Below are 16,098 nucleotides of genomic sequence, written 5' to 3'. Positions count from 1 at the left end.
GATATGTCGGTCGAAACGCTGATCGAGCAGGTGTCCGGGGGTGAGCCGCTCGCGGTGGGTGATGAGCGGATTCGTGGGTTCCTCACCGCGTTCGGCAGGCGCCTGCTGAGCCCGGAGCTGGCGCGACGTCATCCGGAGTTGGCCTCACTGGGCTTCTTCCTGCGGCCCAGCGAGCTGACGCGGATTCTCGACGGGCCCCGGGGCGATCACCTGCGGGCGCCGCGCGGCCTGGTGTTCCACGTCCCGCCCGCGAACGTCGACACCGTCTTCGTCTACTCCTGGGCGCTGTCGGCGCTGATGGGCAACCGCAACGTGGTACGCCTGTCGCCGCGCGCGGGCGCCGTGGCCGAGACGATCACACGGACGCTGCGGGAGTCGCTGGCCGACGCCGATCCGGTGGTGGCCGCCACGCAGCGCATCGTCACGTACGACCGATCCGACGCCATCACCGCGGCCCTGTCAGCGGCGTGCGACCTGCGGGTCATCTGGGGCGGCGACGTCGCGGTCGGCGAGATCCGCCGCCATCCACTCGCCCCGCACGCGCGTGACCTGACCTTTCCCGATCGGACGTCGTTCGCGGTGCTCCGGGCGGCGGCCTGGCTGACGGCGTCGGCCGCCACGCGGGGGGCGGTCGCCGAGGGGTTCGCCAACGACGCCTACTGGTTCGACCAGGCGGCCTGCTCGTCCCCGCGCACCGTCTACTGGGTCGGCTCGGCCGCCGACTGCGACGCGGCGCGCGAGGAGTTCACCGCCTGGCTCGCGCGGGCCGTGGCCAAGCGGGGGTGGTCCGTGGACGCCGCGATGGCGGTCGAGAAGCGGGTCGCCACGTACGGGCTGGCCGCCGACGGCGACGCCCATGCCATCGACTTCCATGGCAACGCGCTGGCCAGCGTCACCCTGGCCGCTCCCGAGGCGGCGCCACGACGGTGGCTGGGCGCCGGGACGTTCGCGCACGCCCGGCTCGATGGGCTTGGCGAGCTGGCTCGGCTGGTGGAGCGCCGGGATCAGACCATGACGCACTTCGGGTTCGTCCCGGCCGAGCTGGAGTTGCTGGCGGGGGCGCTGGGCGGGCGGGGGGTCGATCGGATGGTGCCGGTGGGGAGTGCGCTGAGCTTTCACCGGGTTTGGGATGGAGTGGACCTGACCGCCGAGTTCACCCGTCTGGTGACTGTCATCACATGACGATCGGGGCGGACAAGAGCGTGATGACCGCATGACGAACACGGCCGCAACCAGCGTGGCGATCACGGCGGACCAGAGCGCGGCGATCGCATGACGCTCACGGCGGCAAAGAGCACGGCGGCCTCGCCGGTGGCCGGGCGGCGGGGGTGGACCGGCTGGGTGCCAGTGGGGCTGGTCGGCCTGGTGGCCGTGGCGGCGCTCGTCTGGCGCGGGGTTTCCGTCCGCGACATTGTGGCTTTCGGGGGCTATATCGGTGTCGGCGTGCTGGTTCCCGGGACGCTGTTGTGGCGGGCATTGGCACGGGGTCGCGGGTCGCTCGCCGAGGAGTTGGCGGCGGGCCTGGCGCTGGGCTACGCGGTCGAGGTGCTGGCCTACATCCCGGCGCGGGCGGTCGGGCTGCCGCTGCTGGTGCTCGTCTGGCCCGTTACGGTGATCGCCGCTTTTGTCGCCGTACCCCGGCTACGACGGCACTGGCGGTCGGGGCCGGAACCGGAACCAAGGACGGGAACGGGAACAGAGACGGGGACAGGACCAGCGACCGGAGCAGGGACGAGACCAGAGGCGAGACCGGAGGCCGGAGCAGGGACGAGACCAGAGGCCGGAGCGGGGGCGGCGGATCGCGAGTGGATTCCCCTGTGGTGCGCGTGGGTCCTGGCCGCGGTCGTCTGCTATCTCGTTGTCTGGAGCACCCTGTCGTTCTACGGGGGCCATGGCCTGACCTGGCCCGGCAACGCGACTCCCTACGTCGACATGCCCTACCACCTCGCCCTGCTCGGCGAGCTCAAACACCACATGCCCCCGACGGTCCCGACGGTCCTGGGTGAGCCGCTGTCCTACCACTGGTACGTCTATGTCGAGATGGCCGCCACCAGCTGGGTCACCGGGATCGAACCGCAGACCCTCCTCTACCGGCTGTCGATGCTGCCGATGATGGTGGCCATGGTCGTGCTGGTGGCGGTGCTCGCCAAGCGGGTGACCGGGCGGTGGTGGGCGGGCGTGGCGGCGGTCTTCGTGACGTACTTCGCCTTCAGCCCGGAGCTGTACCGGGGAGCGAGCAATCTGTTCACGTCGCGGTCGATGTTCACGGTGTGGACGAGTCCGACGCAGACGTTCGGGGCGTTGCTCTGCGTCCCTGTGGTGCTGGTGCTCGTCGGGTACCTGCGCCGGGAGCGGACCGGGTGGGGCGGGTGGGTGCTGGTCGGGGTGCTGTCGGCGGCGCTGACCGGGGCGAAGGCGACGTTCCTCCCGCTGTTGCTGGGTGGGCTGGTGCTCGTCCTGGTCGTCAGACGGTGGTCGCGGCCCGCGCTCGTGGGCATCGGGATCATGCTCGCCGGTCTGGCGTTCGCGCAGTTCGTGGTCTTCGGGGGTCAGCGGCAGGGGCTGGTGCTCGCGCCCTTCGCGAGCATGCGGCAGGTATGGGGACTGGTGATGGACCTCGGACCCAAGCAGGTCGCCAGGGCCTCCGTGTGGCCGATCGCCGGGCTGACGGGGATTCATCTGATCTGCCTGGCGTGCGTGTGGGCGGGAGTGCTGGGCGTGCTGGCCAGGCGGGCGGTCCGGCGGGATCCGGGCATGCTGCTGTTGCTCGGGATCGGGGCGGGGGGCATCGGCGCCGTCGTGCTGCTGGGGCATCCCTCGGCCAGCCAGTACTACTTCCTGGAGGGCGCTCGGCCCTATCTCTCGATCGCGTCCGTGGCCGGGATGGCGGCTCTCGGCCGGGAGCGCGGAGTCGGCGCCGCCAAGTGGTGGGTCGCGCTGGGGGCCGGGCTCGCGGTGGCGGCCCGGGCGCTGCTCGGACCGGACGTGCCGGTCCACGGACTGTTCCCCCTCGCGCCGCCGTACCTCGTGCTCGTGGTGGTCGTCGTCGCGGTCCTCGCGCTGCGGCGCGGGTCCATGGCGTTCGTGCCGCAACGCGGACGGCGCGGGTCCGTGGCGGTCGCGGTGGTCGCGCTGCTCACCGGTTACGCGGTGCCGGCCACCTTGACCCAAGGGGTCGGGCCGTCGAGTCACCGGGCGGTGGCGGCGCCGCCTGTGCGTATGGTGCCGCAGGGTGCACTGGAGGCCGGGCGGTGGCTGCGGGACCACTCCTCGCCCGACGATGTGGTGGCGACCAACGCGCACTGCCGGCCCGTGGGCTGGAAGGTGTGCGACAGCCGCCATTTCTGGGTGTCCGCTTACAGCGAGCGCCGGGTGCTGGTGGAGGGGTGGGCGTACGCTCAGAGCACGATGTCGCGGAGTGAGCCGTTCGGCACCTCCTACCTGGCCCTGCCGTTCGCGGACCAGGCGCGGCTGGCGGCGAATGACGCGGTGTTCCGGCAGCCGTCGGCGGAGAATGTCGCGCGGCTCGTCCGCGAATATGGCGTCAAATGGGCGTTCACGGAGAATGGCGTGGCCCTTGACAGCTTCGCGACGCTGCGTTTCCGCAGCGGCCAGTGCTCGGTCTACGAACTCCGCGCCGGGTAAAAGTCTGTCCAGCTCCAAGAATGGTGCGGAGAAACAGCCCGCGCATCAATGGACGGCAGCAGCAGCATTCCCCTATGAACACGCGTTCCGCCATGGACAGGAGTCCGGCCGTTCTCGGCGAACCGGTCACCTTGGCGACCGTGGACATCGTCATTCCGGTGCTCAACGAGCAAAAGGCACTGCCCGGTTGCATCAGGACGCTCAACGCGTTCCTCGGCGATTCCTTCCCGCTGCCGTGGCGCATCACGATCGTCGACAACGGGAGCATCGACGGCACCTGGCGGGTCGCCCGGGGGTTGACGCGCGAGTTCCCGCAGGTGCATGCCCGCAGGCTGGAGACCAGGGGCCGTGGTGCGGCGTTGAAGGCCGCCTGGCGCGACAGCCCGGCCGACATCGTCGCGTACATGGACGTCGACCTGTCGACCGGGCTCGGCGCGCTGTTCCCGATGGTGGCCGCGCTCGCCAGCGGCCATTCCGAGGCCGCGATCGGCACCCGGCTCGCGCGCGGCGCCCGTACGCGCAGGTCGCTGCGGCGGGAGCTGGTCTCGCGCGGGTACAACGCCCTGCTCCGGTACGGTTTCGGCGTCGGCTTCAGCGACGCCCAGTGCGGCTTCAAGGCCGCCAGAACGGACGTGATCAGGCCGCTCCTGGACCGCGTCGAGGACGACGGCTGGTTCTTCGACACCGAGCTGCTCCTGCTGGCCGAGCACAACGGCCTGCGCGTCCACGAGGTGCCGGTGGACTGGGTCGAGGACCTGGACTCGCGCGTCCGCATCATCAGGACGGCGGTCGAGGACCTCAGAGGGCTGGCCAGGGTGGCGCGGTCGATGTCCACCGGCAAGGCGGCGCTGAAGTTGACGAACGAGACGGAGCCCACGCCCACGCACCCGGACGCGGTCGTCGCCCGGCCGCGACCGGTGACGCTGGCCAGGTTGGGGTCGTTCGCCCTGATCGGCGGGTTCTCGACAGTCCTCTACGCGCTGCTCTATCTCCCGTTGCGTGAGCATTGGCCCGCCGCGGCGGCCAACCTCGCCGCGCTGCTGCTCACCGGCTTCGCCGGCGCCGAGGCCCGCCGCTGGACGGTCAACGTGCTCGGCGGTCACCGTACGGCGCCACGCGTCCGAACCGTGCCGGCCTTCCTGGCCGACTACGCCATCACCACCATGGCGGTGCTCGGCCTGCCGCCACCGGGCGGCCGCGTGTTCGAGGCGACCACCGCCGTCGGCACGTACTGCCTGCTCACCCTGCTGCGCTTCGCCGCACTCGACCGGTGGGTCCTCCCGAAGAGATGAACGAGATGCGAGCACAAGAGATCCGCCGCATGACCGCGCTCGAAGACAACCACTGGTGGTACCGGGAGCGCCGGGCCATCCTCCGTGCCGAGGTACGCCGCCTGCGACCGGGCCGGGCGCTCGACGTCGGCGCGGCCGGTGGCGGCAACACCCTGGTCCTCGTCGAGGAGGGCTGGGAAGCGACCGCCACCGACTGCTCCGAACTCGCGGTGGAGGTGGCCAGGGGTCGCGGGCTGCGGGCCGTACAGGCGGACGCGCGTGACCTGCCGGTCGAGTCCGGGAGCGTGGACCTCGTGACCGCCTTGGACGTGCTGGAGCACATCGAGGAGGACTACCTGGCCACCGAGCAGATCGCCAGGGTGCTGCGGCCGGGCGGGCGGGCGCTGATCGCGGTCCCCTGCGACATGTCGCTGTGGTCGGCCCACGACTATGCCGTCGGCCATGTACGCCGCTACTGCCGCGATTCGCTGACCGGCGTGGTCGAGAAGGCGGGCCTGCGCGTCGAGCGGCTGTGGAGCTGGAACGTACTGCTGCGCCCGCTGATCGCCCGGCATCGGCACTCGTCCACAGGCAACGCCCTGCGGCCGGTGCCCCCACTGGTCAACGCCGGCCTGTCCGCGGTCGTCAGGCTGGAGAGGTGCCTGCCGGTCGGTTCGCTCAGGGGCGTGACGCTGTTCCTGCGTGCCCGCCTCGAGAGTTAGGAGACCGGCGTGTCGCTCGATCGGAGCCTGCTGCTCGAGGACGCGGGGCGGCTGTACGCGGACGCGCCCCGGGCCCTGCGGCTCAAGCAGCGGCTGCGGGTGCTGGTCTGCCCTTTCGAGGAGACGATCGGGTACGTGCCGGACGGCGCGAGCGTGCTCGACATCGGGTGCGGCTCCGGGCTGATGCTCGGCCTCATGGCGGCGCGCGGGAAACGCGTCCAGGGGCACGGCTTCGACCCGTGCCCGGTCGCGATCGGGCTGGCCGGGCGGATGGCCGTCCGCCTGCGCGACAGCGGCTCGACACTGCGCTTCGAGCACCGCGACGCCCGCTCGCCGTGGCCGGCCCGCTCCTATGACGTGGTCCACATGCAGGACGTCATCCACCATGTGCCGATTCCGGCGCAGCGGGCGGTGTTCGACCGGGCCTGCGCCGCGGTACGGCCCGGTGGCCTGCTCGTCTACACGGACATGAGCGCGCGGCCCTTGTGGCGCAACGCCGCCTGCCGGATCCACGATCTGATCGTCGCCCGCGAGTGGATCCACCCGGTGCCGATCAGCACGATCGAGGACTGGGCGGCGGAGAACCGGCTCGCTCTGGAGGTGTCCCGCACCGCGCACCGCGTCATATATGGGAACGATCTAAGAGTCTTCCGGCGGCGACTTTGGCCATAAGCTAGCGCATGTGGTGATTCACGGCATACTTGCGGCGTCATTAGCACTGACGTCACTCCCCGCGACGAGCGCTCACGCGGAGATCGATTGCAGCCGGGTCAAATGTCTGGCCCTGACCTTCGACGACGGCCCGAGCGTCCATACGCCGAAGCTGCTCGACCTGCTCAAAAAGGAACGTGTCAAAGCCACCTTCTTCCTGGTCGGCGCGCAGGTGGAGAAATATCCGAGCATCGTCAGACGGGAAGCCGCCGAAGGCCACGCCATCGGCAACCACACCTATTCGCATCCGTCGCTGCCCACGCTGCTCGACAACGAGATCCTGGCCGAGATCCAGAACACCCAGGAACTCATCAAGGAGCAGACGGGGACGCTGCCGAAGATGTTCCGCCCGCCGTACGGGGCCACCGACGACCGGGTGCTGGGCCTGGCGGGGTCGCAGAACCTCTCGCAGGTGCTGTGGACCGGCACGACGCTCGACTGGAAGCTGCGTAACGTAGCGAAAATCAAGGCGGCCGTGTTCAGGTTGGCCAAGCGCGACGGCGTGATACTCATGCATGACGTGGTGCCGCAGACCGTACAAGCCATGCCGGCGATCATCAAGGAGCTCAAGAAGCGCGGCTACCACCTCGTCACCGTGCCGACGCTGGAGCGCGGCAAGGGGATGGAAGCCGGGGTGAGTTACCCCTGAACCGCCTGGATCGGGAGCCATGCAGATCGAAATCGCCAAGCGCCGGCGATGGGTGCCACTCGGAACGTTCGTCGCTATTCAGGCCGTTCTCGCCTGCTGGTGGGCGGCGTTCTATCCCGGGCTGTTCAGCCGCGATTCGGTCCTCTACCTAAGCCATACCCTCGTCGGTCCCTGGGTGAGCGATCACTCGGTCCTCTACGACTCGCTGCTGTGGCTCAGCTTCAGGACCACCGGCGACCTTGGCGCGGTCACGTTCCTGCAGACCACGGCCATGGCGGCGGCGCTCACCTACCTGACGGAAGCGCTCAAGAACCTCGGCGCGCCGCGCAGGTCGACGACGGTGGTGGCGGTGCTCCTGCCGCTGGTGCCCACGGCCGGCGCGTTCACGGTCACGCTCTGGAAGGACGTGCCGTTCACGATCTGCGCGGTCGCGATCACGGCCGCCTGCGCCGCGATGGCCGCCGACCGTACCGTCACCTACCGCAGGCTGCTCGGGCTGGGCCTGCTGATGACCGTCCTGGGGCTGTTCCGGGCGAACGGCTTCCTCATCGTGGGCGTCGCCATCGTCGTGCTGCTGGTGGTCGTCTCGGCCATGCGTGTACGGCTGGCTCTGGTCGGCACGGTGGCGGCGGCCATCCCGCTGCTGCTCAACAACCTGCTCTTCCCCCAGCTCGGCATCGCTGCCCCGTCGAAGACGTACGTCTACCACACGGCCTTCGGCGACATCGCCGTCGCGTACCGGGACCATCCGGAGCTGTTCACCGAGCAGGACAAGACCCTCATGACGGCCGTCGCGCCCCTGACCAGGTGGACCGAGGGCGGCAATTGCTACACGATCAACCCGCTGATCTGGCGGCGCGACTTCAGCTGGCCGCAGGCCGACGCGCACGCCGGTGAGCTGCTGGACCTCTGGAAACGCCTGCTCCTCGCTCAGCCCGCGATGGTGGTCGACGCCAGGCTGTGCCGGGGCGCGATCGCCTGGAAGCTGTTCGGGGACGACACGGTCCAAGGCGGGCGGACCTACCGGTTCTCGCTCCGCCCCAACGCCGACACCTACGTGGGACCCAACAAGGTGCCCGACTTCCAGGGCCGCTGGGTCTACTCGCTCAGGCCGATGTCGCAGGAGCTTTACCAGCGGGCGAGCTCGTGGCTGGCCACCGCCGAGCAGCCGCAGTATGACTGGCTGCTGTGGCGGGGTGCGTTCTGGTGCTACCTGTCCTATCTGGCTGTGGCCCTGGGCGCGCTGGCACAACGCAACCGCTACGTGATCGCCGTGGCGGCGCCGGTGATTGGGCAGCAGCTCGCCATCCTGGCCAACATCTCCGCCCAGGACTTCCGGTACATGGCCTCACCGATCCTCATCGGCGTCCTGCTGGTCCCGCTGCTCATCGCCTCCATCGGCCGGCTCGTCCGGCGCCTGCCCCCTCGGGAACCGGCGTCGACCTCGACCTCGACCTCGGCCGAGCAGGCGGAGACGCCGGCTTAGCTCGTCAGCCGGCGGCCGCGTGGCGAGCGTCGTAGCGCTCGCGGGACTCCGCCACGCTCGCGCTGTGCCTGATCGACCAGTCGGTGAAGGTCAGCATCGCCTCGTGGAGCTCCAACGCCATGGGCGTGGCCGCGTACTCGACCATGGGCGGGACGGTGGCGTAGACCGTACGTTCGAGCAGGCCGTCACGTTCGAGAGCGCGCAGGGTCAGGGTGAGCATCCGGCGGCTGATGCCCTCGATGCGTCGTTCCAAGTCGGTGAACCTGACCGGCCCGTCCGACGCCGCCACGAGGATCTGGATCGCGTACTTCCCGGCGATCCGGTCGAGGACCTCGCGCGGCGTTACAGCGGTGTTCTTGTGAAGCATGTCGCTGATGGTCACACACCATGACCCACTGTTACAACCCTTCGTCAAAGCCGCTTCACGCCAGTCGTGAACACTTCCCGCTCGATCGGTGAAGGAGAGGTGTGAACCCAAGGACCGAGAGGTGATCGCGATGTCACGGGCGCTGCCCGCGCAGATCGGCGACGCCGTGATCATCGAACAGTCGTGGGGGGAGCCCGAACGCTTCTCCGCCATCTTCGACCGCTATTACCCCGAGATCCACGACTACGCCGCACGCAGACTGGACAGCGCCTTAGCCGACGACATCGCCGCGGAGACGTTTCTCATCGCCTTCGACAAGCGCACCGGCTACGACCTCGCACGTCCCGACGCGCGGCCCTGGCTGTACGGCATAACCTCCAACCTCATCGCCCGGCACCGCCGCGCCGAAGTACGCCAGTACCGGGCGCTGGCCAAAGCAGGCACGGAAAAACCCATGGAGGACCACGCCGACCGAGTAGCCGGGGTGGTGGACGCGGGCGCGCGCAAATCCCGGCTCGCCCAGGCCCTGGCCGAGATCGCCGACGGCGACAGGGATGTGCTGCTCCTGATCGCCTGGGCCGAGCTCACCTCCGAGGAGGCGGGCAGCGCGCTCGGCATTCCAGCAGGAACGGCGCGCTCACGGCTGCACAGGGCCCGCAGGAAGATCCAGGCCGTACTGGGAGAGGACGCGTCATGAACGATTTGGAGACGCTGCGCGAGGCCTGGGACCGCCCGAATCCCCCCTCGCCCGCCGCGCAGTCAGCGGCCAGGGCCGCCCTCTTGGCGCGAGCCGCCAGGCCCCGCCCCAAGCGCAGGTGGGCGATGCGGGCGCTGGCGGTGGCCGCCTCGGCGGTGGTGATCGCGACGGGGGCGACCGTGTTCCAGTCCGTGGGAGGAGGAGAAGGACAGCCGACGCTCCCCGCCGCCAACGCGCAGGTGGTGCTCACCAGGATCGCGGCGACGGTACAGAAGAAGGACTTCACGCCGCCCCGCGACGGTCAGTGGATCTACACCGAGATGCGGGTGCGGAGCCACGGCAAGGGCCTCATGGACAAGCGGCTCACGCCGCGGACGCCGTTGACGAGCACGATCAAGGAGTTCTGGACGCGCGCCGACGGCAAGCGGGTCGGCTACATGACGGGTGGCAAGCTGATGACCACCAACCCCGGAGAGCGGACGCCGGAGAACACCTACTCGATGGTGGCCGCGCTGCCCACCGACCCCGACAAACTGCTGGCCAAGTTCCGCAAGATACACGCTGTGCGGGGCGGAGATCAGGACGACTGGATCTTCCTGCGGTTCTCCGTGACCCTGGAGCAGAACGTCCCCCCGCCGGCCCAGGAGGCCGCCATCTTCAAGGCGATGGCCAAGCTCTCCGGCGTGACGGTGAACGAGTCGGCGGTGGATGACGAAGGCCGTCCGGCGCTGTCGGTCTCTCGCGTCTCCGACAAGTGGCTCAAACGCGAGGTCCTGCTGGACCCGTCGACGTACGCCTTCCGAGGCAGGCGCGAGACCGCAGTGGCGGATCACGAGGAGCGAAACCCGCGACTGGGAGAGAAGGTGTTCACCGTCAAGGACGGCAAGTCCGTTCCGGTTCCCTCGCGTTTGCTGTGGAGCGTCGAGAAGGGAACCGTCTGGCTGGCGTTCACGCGCACCGTCGTGGGCGTCGTCGACCGGGCCGGACAGAAGCCGTAACCGTTCGACGAGCTTTACCAGTCCGCGGCCCGGAGCAGCCGCAGGGCGGCCTCGGACGCCGAGCCCGGTTCGGCGTTGAACACGGCCACACGCTGCCCTTCGTCGTTCGGCAGGGCCATGAACTCGGCCATGAGCGCCATAGTGCCCACCATGGGGTGGTGGTAGGTCCGCGTGTCGGTGCCGCAGTCGCCGACGGAATGCGCGGCCCACAGTTTCGCGAACTCCGGGCTCCCGACCGTCAGCTCGCCTACGAGACCGGTCAGGCCCGGGGCACCGGGATAGCGGCCCGCGATCAGCCGAAGGTCGGCGACGGTGGAGCGCGCCTTGCGCGTCCAGTCGCCGTACAGCTCGCGCATGTGGGGGTCGAGGAACAGCATGCGGGCGATGTTGGGGCGTTCGGCGGGCCGGCTCGGCGCGTCGAAGTCGAGGTGCCCGGCCAGCAGCGCGTGCGCCATCGGATTCCACGCGAGCACGTCGAGGAAGCGCCCCATGACCAGCGCGGGTACGTCCCTGAACGAGTCGATCATGACTTGTACGCCCGGTCGTACCCGCTCAGACTTGACCGCCCGGCGCCGGGTCCTCGCCTTCGGCCGGGCCAGTGAGTAGAGGTGGGCGCGTTCGGCCTCGTCCAGGCGCAGGACCCGGGCGACGGCGTCGAGCACGGCGTCGGAGGCGTTGGGGCTCTGGCCCTGTTCGAGACGGGTGTAGTAGCCGGCACTCACCCCGGCGAGTTGAGCCAGCTCCTCACGCCGCAGGCCAGGCACCCGGCGGCGTCCCCCGAACGTGGGAAGCCCGGCGTCCTCGGGCTGCAGCCGCGCCCGCCTCGACCGCAAGAATTCGCCCAGTTCACCATGTACGTCCATATCTCCCAGTGTCACGGACCAGCGGCCGTGGAGCCTGCACCTGCCAGGTGTACCCCCGGCGGAGGGCTGGATGAGGCTCACCGTCGGCCGCAGTCTGGTTCCCGGTTCGCTTCAGACGGAACGGGAGAAATAGTGAAGATCATTGTGATCGGTGCGACAGGGACCATCGGAAGTGCGGTCGCCGAGGCGTTGGAGGCGCGCCACCACGAGGTGGTACGCGCGTCGCGCCGAGGCCCTGTACGGGTGGACATGACCGACGCCGCGTCGATCGACGCCCTCTTCGCGCAGGTCGGCCAGGTGGACGCGGTGGCGTGCTGCGCGGCGAGCGGCGGCCTGTCACCGCTGGACACGCGCTCGGACGCGGACTTCTGGGGCGACGGGCTCGAAGGGAAGCTGGTCGGGCAGGTGAACCTGGTCCGGCGAGCGCTCACTCACGTGTGGGATGGCGGATCGGTCACGCTCACCAGCGGGCGGTTCGCGGAGCCTGTTCCGGGGAGTTCGCTCGGGTATCTGGTGAACTCGGGCTTGGAGGCGTTCGTACATGCTGCCGCGATCGAGATGCCGCGGGGCGTCCGCCTGAACACCGTCAGTCCCGGCTGGGTGCGCGAGACCCTCCTCGAGCTGGGCATGGATCCCGTCGCTGGTACGCCGGCGGCGGACGTCGCGCACGTCTACGTGGACGCGGTGGAAGGCCCCGCCCACGGCCGCACCCTTTCGGTGAACGCGTCCTGAGCACTCCACTGGATTCTTTAGCGCGTTGCCGACCATCACGGCACTCAGCCATTCCGACCGTCAAGCTCCGGCATTGGCTGGTCCGGCCCCACCTGATGCCCCCGGTCACGTCGACGTTCGAGCTCGGCCGGACGAACGTGAACGGCCTCGTTCCGCAAGGGCAGGAAGGCGGCGGCGTGCAGATCTTCCTGAGTACGTCGGCCGTGCCCGGCCACGCGGGCGCCTGGGTCCTGTCCAGCGATCTCCTCGATCCCTCCGGACGTACCGTCGTCGGCGCCGATGGAGCCTCCGGGCCGTCCTCGACGATCGCGCGGTCCATCCCGGTCTCCACGACGTCGGGCCCTTGCGCACCAGCAGGAGCACAGGGCAGGGACACATGCGTAGCGGAGCTCAACCGGCTCGGCTACCGGCAACAGGCGACCTACCAGCCCTTGGAGCGCTTCTGGCCCTTCCAGTGGATCGAGACCGGGATCTACGCCCTGCTCACCCTCGGCCTCACCTGGCTCGGCTTCCGGCAGGTACGAAGAGGCATGTCATGACCGTCAGGATCGCGGCCGCCGGGCTCGCCCTCCTCCTGGCGGCGGCCTGTACGGCGCCGGCGCCGCCGCGCGGCAAGGCGGGCACGACGGCGGGTACGGTCTGCGCGCCGCCCCAGGGAGCGCCCGAGGCGGAGACGCCCACCACGATCGACGTCATCGAGCAGGCGTACTTTTGCATCCTCGGCAACTACTACAGCGGCGCCACACTGGACGCCCGCTCGCTGCTGACCGCCGGATTCACCGCCTTGACCCACGAGCTCAACCGCGATGGGCGCGACCTGCCCGAGGCTGCCATGCCGGCGCTGACCGGCGACAGGAAGGCCGACTGGGCCGCCTCCAAGCTCGCCTACCAGAAGATCATCGATCAGGTGCCCGACCTGCGAGATCGGCTGGCCGTCGTCACCCTCGAAGCCATCGTGGCCGCTCTCGGCGACGACCGGGCCGGCTGGACGCACGACGTCAAGCAGTCGCCGGACTACTACGACGGCGACGGCTACGGCCTGGGTCTCGCGGCGAACATCGACGCTTCGCAGGCCGACGGCAACCTCGGCGCCGCCGTACCGCCGCTGTTCATCACCGCCGCGCTCGGTGGCGCGGCGCGGGCCGCCGGGCTGCGCCCGGGCGACATCATCCAATCGATCAACGAATCGGCGCCCTTCATCGACGGCGAGGCCACACCCGCGATAGCCGCCCTCTACCCCCGGTATCCGGAGGCGCGCCCCGTCCGGCTGCGCCTCCTGCGGCAGAGCACCGGCCGCCGCTGGAGCGTGACGCTCCAGCCCGGCCTCTACCAGCGGGACCTGACCGCCCTGCGAGTGGTGCGGTCGAAGCTGCTGACCGACGACATCGCCTACGTACGCGTGACCGAATTCGTACCCGACTCCGCGGATCGGGTCCTGCGGGCGATCTCCAGTCTGCGAAGAGGCCGGACGCTGTCCGGCGTCGTGCTGGACCTGCGCGGCAACAGCGACGGCAACCCAGTGGAGACGACCCGGCTGCTGAGCGCGTTCATCCACGGCAAGGTCACCGCCTACCACTGCACCGTGGACGGCACGTGCGCGGCCTCGCGAACCGACGACACCGTGGAGCTGGTCAACCTGCCGCTGATGGTGCTCATCGACCGCGGCTGCGCCTCGGCCTGCGAGCACTTCAGCTCCGCGGTCAAGGACCTACGTCTCGGCCGGTTGGTCGGGACGCGGACCGCCGGTGTGATCTCCGGCCCGGCGCAGGCGTACCGCCTTCGCAACAACACCCTGCTGAGCTTTCCCGCCACACACCACCTGGGGCCGAGCCGCGAGGTCATCGACCGGATCGGAGTGCCGCCCGACCACTACGTGCCCCTGAGCCCCGAGGACGCGGCCGCCGAGCGTGACCCCGCCCTGGCCAAGGCCCTGGCCCTGCTGCACCAGTGAAGGGACCCTCCATGAGACAGATCCTGGCCGTCGCCGCGGGATTGGCCGTCCTCGCCGCGTCCGCCTGCTCCGCCCCCACGCCGCCCCGAGCCGCCGCCTCGTCGGCCACGCCGACCGGCCCGGCCACCCTGCCCGCCCCCACCGGCTCCCACCCAGTCGGCACCAGCGCCCTTTACCTAAAGGACAGCTCCCGCCCCGACCCCTGGAACCTCGACGCCAAAGCCAGAGAGCTCAAGGTCACCCTGTGGTATCCGACCGCGCGGCACGACGGGCAGCGCGCGCCGTACATGACACCCAGGGAATCGGAACTCCTCCTGAAAGGCTCCAAGATCGCGAGCGCGCCGTACGACACGCTGAGCAAGACCCGGACGAACGCCATCGAGGACGCCGAACCCGCAGGAAAGAGGCTGCCGCTGGTGGTGCTCTCACCCGGCTTCACCAAGCCGATGAGCACCCTCACCTCCCTGGCCGAGGACCTGGCCAGCCGCGGGTACGTCGTGGCCGGGATCGACCACACCTACGAAAGCTACGCCACCACCTTCCCCGACGGGCGGGTCGCCGAATGCCTCGCCTGCGACAGCAACTCCGACCCCGGCTTCGGCGCCGGACTGGTCCAGGGCCGGGCCGCCGACGTCTCGTTCGTGCTCGACCAACTGCCCGCGAAGTGGGACGGTTCCGACCGGATCGACCGCTCTCGCATCGCGATGGTCGGTCAGTCGATCGGCGGGTCCAGCGCCATGGCGACCATGCTCGAAGACTCCCGGGTGCGGGCCGGGGTCGACATGGACGGCACCGCGTACGCGCGGATCCCCAAGAGCGGGTTCTCCCGGCCGTTCATGTTCCTGGGTTCGGCGCAGCACGTCTCCGGAGGCCACGCTCCCACGTGGGACCGCGACTGGAAGCTGCTCACCGGATGGAAGCGCTGGATCGTGCTGACGGGCACCGAACACCAGTCCTTCACCGACACCCCGCTGCTGTCGGACGCCCTCGGCATCAAGCCTCTGCCCGGCATCCTGCCCGCGACCCGTGCCGCCGAGCTCACCCGTACGTACGTGGCGGCCTTTCTCGACCTGCACCTGAAGGGGCGGCGACAGCCCCTTCTGGACAAGCCGTCGTCGCGCTACCCCGAGGCCACGTTCTGCCCCGCGACCTGCGCTCGATCCTGAGGTAGTGGGCTTGCGCCTGGCAGCGCTGAGAGGGCTACAGAGCCCATCCCCGGGAGAGCACGCCGAGCCGCCGGGGCGTGAACCGCCCGCCCACCCGCGAAGTCATTATGAGCCGGATATCCCAACAAAACGGGAATTGTGCGCGTCATAGCGATCAACACCTCTCAGGAAGGTCGTCGACATGGACGCCACCCCCAAGAAGCTTTTCGCCATCGCCACGACAGCCGCCATGGCGCTGTCCCTGGCCGCCGCCCCCGCTTCGGCGGCGAGCAGTGCGAGCAGGTCGCGCCTGATGAACGCGGCCACCGAACTCTGCCTGGCCGTAGGCAAGAGCGAAGTACGGGCCGGCAAGAAGGTCATCCAGTGGACCTGCTCCACCAACAAGGACCAGCAGTGGATCTACCGCAAGGGCAAGGTCATCAACGCCAAGACCGGCATGTGCCTGGCGATCGCACGCGGCGTCCAGGTCAAGGGCAAATACGCGATCCAGTGGCCGTGCACCGACGGCGGAACCGAGCAAGAGTGGATCTACGACGAGCACCAGCGACTGCGTAACCGAGCCACCGACATGTGCCTGGCGGTCGGCAAGGCCGAACGCAAGCCGGGCAAATGGATCATCCAGTGGACGTGCCGGGACTCCGCCGACCAGGCCTGGCTGATGCGCTAGCACCGTGGCCGACGTCGGCGGCCGACTATCCGGAAAATTCTGCGAAGAAGTCCGGGAGGAGGTGTCGGATCGGCCTGGTGGTGTTCGTAGCAGGGGTGAGGCCGCCCGCATGGGGCAGCGCCAAGGCAGAGGAACCGCGACCATGAATGCGACGGCCTGAAGTCCCTACCACC

General features: G+C 69.6%; 16 protein-coding genes. 14 read left to right on the top strand and 2 right to left on the bottom strand.

What is annotated here, in order from left to right; all coding sequences use genetic code 11:
• Positions 1-3 precede the first annotated feature (3 nt).
• The 7 genes from AB0C30_RS25265 to AB0C30_RS25235 all read left to right on the top strand — a co-directional run bounded on the left by AB0C30_RS25265 (position 4) and on the right by AB0C30_RS25235 (position 8,484).
• Positions 4-1,182, top strand: a complete 1,179-nt coding sequence (locus AB0C30_RS25265; protein ID WP_357948432.1) for an acyl-CoA reductase — start codon at positions 4-6, stop codon at positions 1,180-1,182.
• A 90-nt stretch (positions 1,183-1,272) separates the two neighbouring features.
• Complete coding sequence (locus AB0C30_RS25260) at positions 1,273-3,645, top strand: hypothetical protein (RefSeq protein WP_357948429.1); 2,373 nt, start codon at positions 1,273-1,275, stop codon at positions 3,643-3,645.
• A 74-nt stretch (positions 3,646-3,719) separates the two neighbouring features.
• Positions 3,720-4,937, top strand: a complete 1,218-nt coding sequence (locus AB0C30_RS25255; protein WP_357948426.1) for a glycosyltransferase — start codon at positions 3,720-3,722, stop codon at positions 4,935-4,937.
• Between the two features lie 5 nt (positions 4,938-4,942).
• A complete protein-coding gene (locus AB0C30_RS25250) occupies positions 4,943-5,638 on the top strand; it encodes a class I SAM-dependent methyltransferase (protein ID WP_357948423.1) in 696 nt (231 codons plus the stop codon).
• Positions 5,639-5,647: 9 nt separating this feature from the next.
• The gene (locus tag AB0C30_RS25245; protein ID WP_357948420.1) at positions 5,648-6,310 is read left to right on the top strand and encodes a class I SAM-dependent methyltransferase; all 663 of its coding nucleotides are present in this window, start codon (positions 5,648-5,650) and stop codon (positions 6,308-6,310) included.
• A 10-nt stretch (positions 6,311-6,320) separates the two neighbouring features.
• Positions 6,321-6,998, top strand: a complete 678-nt coding sequence (locus AB0C30_RS25240) for a polysaccharide deacetylase family protein (protein WP_357948418.1) — start codon at positions 6,321-6,323, stop codon at positions 6,996-6,998.
• A 19-nt stretch (positions 6,999-7,017) separates the two neighbouring features.
• Positions 7,018-8,484 carry a hypothetical protein gene (locus AB0C30_RS25235; RefSeq protein ID WP_357948415.1) on the top strand — a complete coding sequence of 489 codons (1,467 nt, stop codon included), beginning with the start codon at positions 7,018-7,020 and terminating at the stop codon, positions 8,482-8,484.
• Positions 8,485-8,488: 4 nt separating this feature from the next.
• Here AB0C30_RS25235 and AB0C30_RS25230 read toward each other — a convergent pair whose 3' ends face one another.
• Complete coding sequence (locus AB0C30_RS25230) at positions 8,489-8,851, bottom strand: helix-turn-helix domain-containing protein (RefSeq protein ID WP_357948413.1); 363 nt, start codon at positions 8,849-8,851, stop codon at positions 8,489-8,491.
• 130 nt (positions 8,852-8,981) lie between these two features.
• On the opposite strand from AB0C30_RS25230, the gene AB0C30_RS25225 reads away from it, so the two are divergent.
• Both AB0C30_RS25225 and AB0C30_RS25220 read left to right on the top strand, forming a co-directional pair.
• On the top strand, positions 8,982-9,548 hold the full coding sequence (locus AB0C30_RS25225; protein WP_357949474.1) for an RNA polymerase sigma factor: 567 nt from the start codon (positions 8,982-8,984) through the stop codon (positions 9,546-9,548).
• Positions 9,545-10,546, top strand: a complete 1,002-nt coding sequence (locus AB0C30_RS25220; protein ID WP_357948410.1) for a CU044_5270 family protein — start codon at positions 9,545-9,547, stop codon at positions 10,544-10,546. Before AB0C30_RS25225 ends, AB0C30_RS25220 begins: the two co-directional genes overlap by 4 nt.
• A 14-nt stretch (positions 10,547-10,560) precedes the next feature.
• Here AB0C30_RS25220 and AB0C30_RS25215 read toward each other — a convergent pair whose 3' ends face one another.
• The gene (locus AB0C30_RS25215) at positions 10,561-11,409 is read right to left on the bottom strand and encodes a helix-turn-helix transcriptional regulator (protein WP_357948408.1); all 849 of its coding nucleotides are present in this window, start codon (positions 11,407-11,409) and stop codon (positions 10,561-10,563) included.
• A gap of 132 nt (positions 11,410-11,541) precedes the next feature.
• Here AB0C30_RS25215 and AB0C30_RS25210 point away from each other — a divergent pair, with 132 nt between their 5' ends.
• From AB0C30_RS25210 to AB0C30_RS25190, 5 genes are all read left to right on the top strand, one after another.
• The gene (locus tag AB0C30_RS25210) at positions 11,542-12,141 is read left to right on the top strand and encodes a short chain dehydrogenase (protein ID WP_357948405.1); all 600 of its coding nucleotides are present in this window, start codon (positions 11,542-11,544) and stop codon (positions 12,139-12,141) included.
• A 95-nt stretch (positions 12,142-12,236) separates the two neighbouring features.
• On the top strand, positions 12,237-12,680 hold the full coding sequence (locus tag AB0C30_RS25205) for a hypothetical protein (protein ID WP_357948403.1): 444 nt from the start codon (positions 12,237-12,239) through the stop codon (positions 12,678-12,680).
• Positions 12,677-14,092, top strand: a complete 1,416-nt coding sequence (locus tag AB0C30_RS25200; protein ID WP_357948399.1) for a S41 family peptidase — start codon at positions 12,677-12,679, stop codon at positions 14,090-14,092. Before AB0C30_RS25205 ends, AB0C30_RS25200 begins: the two co-directional genes overlap by 4 nt.
• Positions 14,093-14,103: 11 nt before the next feature.
• Positions 14,104-15,258, top strand: a complete 1,155-nt coding sequence (locus tag AB0C30_RS25195; protein WP_357948396.1) for an alpha/beta hydrolase — start codon at positions 14,104-14,106, stop codon at positions 15,256-15,258.
• Between the two features lie 181 nt (positions 15,259-15,439).
• A complete protein-coding gene (locus tag AB0C30_RS25190; protein WP_357948393.1) occupies positions 15,440-15,925 on the top strand; it encodes an RICIN domain-containing protein in 486 nt (161 codons plus the stop codon).
• The last annotated feature ends 173 nt before the right edge of the window (positions 15,926-16,098 follow it).

The organism is Nonomuraea sp. NPDC048901 (assembly GCF_040649695.1).
In the GTDB taxonomy this organism is placed as follows: domain Bacteria; phylum Actinomycetota; class Actinomycetes; order Streptosporangiales; family Streptosporangiaceae; genus Nonomuraea.
This window is presented reverse-complemented; position numbering and strand designations above follow the sequence as displayed.

Excerpts from the sequence above, each read along its gene's own strand:
- AB0C30_RS25235 (WP_357948415.1), top strand. The coding sequence starts at position 7,018 with ATGCAGATCGAAATCGCCAAGCGCCGGCGATGGGTGCCACTCGGAACG.
- AB0C30_RS25195 (WP_357948396.1), top strand. The coding sequence starts at position 14,104 with ATGAGACAGATCCTGGCCGTCGCCGCGGGATTGGCCGTCCTCGCCGCG.
- AB0C30_RS25260 (WP_357948429.1), top strand. The coding sequence starts at position 1,273 with ATGACGCTCACGGCGGCAAAGAGCACGGCGGCCTCGCCGGTGGCCGGG.
- AB0C30_RS25220 (WP_357948410.1), top strand. The coding sequence starts at position 9,545 with ATGAACGATTTGGAGACGCTGCGCGAGGCCTGGGACCGCCCGAATCCC.
- AB0C30_RS25250 (WP_357948423.1), top strand. The coding sequence starts at position 4,943 with ATGCGAGCACAAGAGATCCGCCGCATGACCGCGCTCGAAGACAACCAC.
- AB0C30_RS25215 (WP_357948408.1), bottom strand. The coding sequence starts at position 11,409 with ATGGACGTACATGGTGAACTGGGCGAATTCTTGCGGTCGAGGCGGGCG.
- AB0C30_RS25265 (WP_357948432.1), top strand. The coding sequence starts at position 4 with ATGTCGGTCGAAACGCTGATCGAGCAGGTGTCCGGGGGTGAGCCGCTC.
- AB0C30_RS25190 (WP_357948393.1), top strand. The coding sequence starts at position 15,440 with ATGGACGCCACCCCCAAGAAGCTTTTCGCCATCGCCACGACAGCCGCC.
- AB0C30_RS25205 (WP_357948403.1), top strand. The coding sequence starts at position 12,237 with ATGCCCCCGGTCACGTCGACGTTCGAGCTCGGCCGGACGAACGTGAAC.
- AB0C30_RS25225 (WP_357949474.1), top strand. The coding sequence starts at position 8,982 with ATGTCACGGGCGCTGCCCGCGCAGATCGGCGACGCCGTGATCATCGAA.
- AB0C30_RS25230 (WP_357948413.1), bottom strand. The coding sequence starts at position 8,851 with ATGCTTCACAAGAACACCGCTGTAACGCCGCGCGAGGTCCTCGACCGG.
- AB0C30_RS25200 (WP_357948399.1), top strand. The coding sequence starts at position 12,677 with ATGACCGTCAGGATCGCGGCCGCCGGGCTCGCCCTCCTCCTGGCGGCG.
- AB0C30_RS25255 (WP_357948426.1), top strand. The coding sequence starts at position 3,720 with ATGAACACGCGTTCCGCCATGGACAGGAGTCCGGCCGTTCTCGGCGAA.